Source organism: Arthrobacter sp. HMWF013, from assembly GCF_003061105.1.
Lineage (GTDB): Bacteria > Actinomycetota > Actinomycetes > Actinomycetales > Micrococcaceae > Arthrobacter.
In genome coordinates this window covers 1-3,839 of sequence record NZ_QAIQ01000554.1, presented here as the reverse complement: position 1 = coordinate 3,839, position 3,839 = coordinate 1, and the positions used below count along the sequence as shown (strand labels likewise).

General features: G+C 68.3%; 4 protein-coding genes. 2 read left to right on the top strand and 2 right to left on the bottom strand.

Annotated elements, in window-relative coordinates; all coding sequences use genetic code 11:
* The coding region (locus DBR22_RS18965) for a class I SAM-dependent methyltransferase (RefSeq protein ID WP_258229306.1) at nucleotides 1-1,030 on the top strand (1,030 nt) is incomplete at its 5' end.
* Between the two features lie 6 nt (nucleotides 1,031-1,036).
* On the opposite strand, the gene DBR22_RS18960 is transcribed toward DBR22_RS18965, so the two are convergent.
* Both DBR22_RS18960 and DBR22_RS18955 read right to left on the bottom strand, forming a co-directional pair.
* Nucleotides 1,037-1,786, bottom strand: a complete 750-nt coding sequence (locus tag DBR22_RS18960; protein WP_108600274.1) for an ArsR/SmtB family transcription factor — start codon at nucleotides 1,784-1,786, stop codon at nucleotides 1,037-1,039.
* 83 nt (nucleotides 1,787-1,869) lie between these two features.
* Nucleotides 1,870-3,327 carry an FAD-dependent monooxygenase gene (locus DBR22_RS18955; protein WP_108600273.1) on the bottom strand — a complete coding sequence of 486 codons (1,458 nt, stop codon included), beginning with the start codon at nucleotides 3,325-3,327 and terminating at the stop codon, nucleotides 1,870-1,872.
* Nucleotides 3,328-3,532: 205 nt separating this feature from the next.
* Between DBR22_RS18955 and DBR22_RS18950 the strand changes: the two genes are divergently transcribed.
* Nucleotides 3,533-3,839 (top strand): SOUL family heme-binding protein (locus tag DBR22_RS18950; RefSeq protein WP_146187576.1); only part of this gene is annotated, 307 nt, incomplete at its 3' end.

Genomic DNA, 3,839 nt, shown 5'->3' with positions numbered 1-3,839 from the left:
CGTCGAAGTGGTCGACGATTCCCTCACGGCCGATGAGGCGAACCGGATGGCGTCCCAGGGGATCGCGATGCTCTGGCACGGCGACTTCCACAACGCGCGGCAGATCCTCAACGCCATGGACCGGCGGATAAGCGCCGGAAAGAAAAAGCCCGCAGGATCCCCGGCCGATGGGTTCTACCGGCACCGCCAGTCCCGCTCGCACCGTGCACGCATTCTCGGCCTGCTGCTGGTTCCCCTTGATCCGGGTCCCGTGGTGCCGCTGCGCCGCGCACCCGATATCCGGGAGGCCGCCAGTGAAGCGTACGGCGGGATCGGCGAATCTTCCGTGGTGTCCCTGCATGAGCTCGTCGGGGCTATCGGCGCCCACGAGTGGCGGCGGAACGGCGTGTACGTCGGTGCCCTGCAGGGCCGCATCCACCCGCACTACGGCACGTTCTTCCCCACCCGGAGTGAGTATGTGGACCTCGTGGCCGCCGCGCCGCTGCCCGCTGACACGCTGGCGTTCGACGTCGGAACCGGCACCGGGGTGCTCGCTGCCGTCCTCGCGCGCCGTGGCGTCCGCCGCGTGGTGGCGACGGACAATGAACCGCGTGCCATCGCCTGCGCCGGTGAGAATTTCCGGGACCTCGGGGTCCAGGACCGTGCCGAGGCCGTCCTGACCGACATGTTCCCGCCAGGGCGGGCACCGCTGATCGTGTGCAACCCGCCCTGGATTCCGGCCACCCCGCATTCCAGCCTGGACAGCGCCGTCTACGATCCCGGGAGCAGGATGCTGTTCCGCTTCCTGAACGAACTCCCCGGTCACCTGGAGCCGGGCGGCGAGGGCTGGCTTGTCCTCTCCGACCTGGCCGAGCACCTTGGCCTGCGGTCGCGTGAGGACCTGCTGGCCGCCATCGAAGCGGCGGGGCTGAAGGTAGTGGACCGGCTCGACACCAAGCCAACGCATCCGAAGGCATCGGACCGGGACGATCCCCTGTTCGAGGCACGCGCGGCCGAGGTCACATCATTATGGCGGCTTGTTCCCTGCTAGCCCGCCTTAGGTGTACATCAGGGACCCCGGCGTGGTGAGGAGTTCGCCGGTTTCCAGCCAGGTCTTGAGGCCGGAGAGGATCATCGGCCAGCCGCCGTAGAGCTGGTCGTTGGCGCCGTCGCGGAGCTGGTCGTGGGTGACGGTGAGGTGGCAGGAGTCGCCCACGGGTTCGATCTCCCATGTGATGCGGGAGGTGCCCTCGGCCTTGACGTCCTCGCCCCAGAGCGCCGTCATGGTCTGGACGAGCTTCCGGGGCGGGTCAACTTCGATGTTCTCGCCCTCGCCCAGCAGCTCCCCGCCTTTGGGTGCCATCTCGAAGCGGGAACCCGGTGTGAAATCCGAGTTGATGACGGCGCCGAACTGGTACTTGCTGCGGATCTCGCCGTCCGTGATGGCTTCCCAGAGCCGTTCCGGGGTGGTCTTGATGTAGATTTCGAAGATCTTTTCCATGGGACTTTCCAATCTGGTTTTGAGGTCGCTGAGGCCAGCGGCCCATGGTTCGGCATATTTGCTCACCCAGCGGTCGTGGACGAGCCGGATGGGCACCGGATTCAGGAAGTGGAGCTTCTCCCGTCCCCGACGGCGGGTCACCACCAGGCCGGCATCCTCCAGCAGCTTGAGGTGCTTCATGACCCCGTAGCGGGTCATCTCGAAGTGCAGCTCAAGAGCATGCAGGGTCTGCCCGTCTTCCCGGAAAAGCTCATCGAGGAGCTCCCTGCGGGTGGGGTCGGCGAGGGCCTTGAATACGGCGTCCACGGTTTAAGAATAGGTGACCAATTGGTCACATGTCTAGGGGTTCGGGTGGATGATCCGCCGTCATAAATGACGACGGCGGCGCTCTACCGCCGTGCGGGCCCGAACCACTGGGCCAGTGCGTCCTCCAGCCCCTGTCGGGTCCCTTCTCCCGTCCACGCCACGTGCCCGTCCGGCCGGATCAGCACAGCCGCCGGGGCACTGACCGGACCGATCACCGGAAGCTCCCAGCCGCCGTCGTACGTGGCGTCCACCAGCTGTACCCGGTCCGCCCAGGGGCCCGTGTCAACGCTGCCCGGCACGCCGAGGTTAAGCAGCACAGCACGGGCAGGGTGCAGGAAAGCGAACAGACGGAGGTGACCGTTGGCGGTAACGACGTCGAGATCGGGCATCCGCCGCCCCAGCAGCGGGTGCCCCCCGCCGAAGTCGTAGCGGACGTCCAGGCCGGAAATGAGCCCGGCCACCCGCTTCCGGGCCTCATCGATGGTCAGCAGGTCGGCCACCGTGTCGGCCAGGGCGCCCACGCGCGGATCGGCCTTCTGCATCAACGCCTGCGCCATGGTGTGCTTGAGTGCGCGGGCCCCGGCGGGGTGACGCTCGGCGTGATAGGTATCCAGCAGGCTGTCCTGCGCAGTGCCCTTGACCACCGCGGCGAGCTTCCAGCCGAGGTTCACCGCGTCCTGGATGCCGAGCCCGATCCCTTGCCCGCCCGAGGGGGAGTGGATGTGCGCTGCGTCCCCGGCCAGCAGCACCCGGCCGCTCCGGTAGGCAGCGGCCTGGCGCGTGGCGTCGGTGAACCGCGAAATCCAGGTAGGCGAGTGGACCCCGAAATCGGTGCCGTAGATGTCGGTCAGGGCCTTGCTGAGGTCCGCCAGGCCGGGCTCGGTGGCCGGCCCAATCTGCTTCTCTGTCACCACCACCCGCGTGGTCCGCCCGTCCTCCATCAGGTGCAGCCCGTGGACCCCCACCTCGTCGATGCGCATGCCGGCCGGCGTCTCCGCGGTCACCTCCACCTCGGCAATGAGGCTGCTTCTGGTCGCATCCCAGCCGGGGAACCCGATGCCGGCCGCCTTGCGGACAGCACTCCGCCCGCCGTCGGCGCCCACCAGGTACAGCGCGCGCATCGACCCGCCGCCGGTGAGCTGCACGTCAACGCCGCCGTCATCCTGGGCGAGGCCGGCAACCTCCAGGCCCCGGTGGACCGGCACTCCCAGCTCCTCGATCCAGCCGGTCAGGATCCGCTCGATGCGGTTCTGCCACAGGCCCAGCGTGTAGGGGTGCCGGGTGGGAAAATCGCTCATGTCCAGCATCGTGGTCCCGAAGAACGCCGCCTGGACGGGCTTGCCCTCGGCAAGGAACCGGCCGGCAATCCCGCGCTGATCGAGGATTTCGATGGTCCGCGCGTGGAACCCGCCGGCACGCGACCCCACCAGTTCCGGCGTCGGGCGGCGCTCCACAATCACCGCCTCCACCCCGGCCAGCGCCAGTTCACCGGCCAGCATCATCCCGGTGGGGCCACCTCCGGCAATGACCACGTCAACCATCGCATTCCCCGCCTCTCCAGGCCTGGTGCGCGCACTTCTTCGGGGCGCGTCTGAGCCAGTGTGCGGCATGGCCGGGGCCTTGCCGCAAGCCCCCGGGTGGGGGATACATTGGAAGTGGAGGGACATTCGACGGCGGCGCGGAGTGGGTGCGTCCGCCCGCCGGCTCTGGCCGTACCCGCCGGACCGGCGTACCGTCTGGAGAACCATGACCGAACAGCAACCCTACGACCTGGTTAAGCGCTACCCGCACTTCGAGCTGCGCCGCTATCCCGCGCATGCTGTGGCCCAGGTCCACGTCAACGCCACCTTTGACCGGGCCGGCAACGCCGCCTTCCGGCACCTGTTCAACTACATCAGCGGCAGCAACACCGCACGGCAGAAGCTGGCCATGACCGCCCCGGTGGTCCAGGGCGTCGAATCCTCCGAGAAGCTGGCGATGACCGCGCCGGTGCTGCAGAGCGTCCCCCGGCCGGGAGCCGATGCGCCCGCCGGCTTTGTGATCGCCTTTGTGC

Bases quoted from the DNA above. Each gene is read 5' to 3' on its own strand.
- DBR22_RS18955 (WP_108600273.1), bottom strand. From the start codon at position 3,327: ATGGTTGACGTGGTCATTGCCGGAGGTGGCCCCACCGGGATGATGCTG.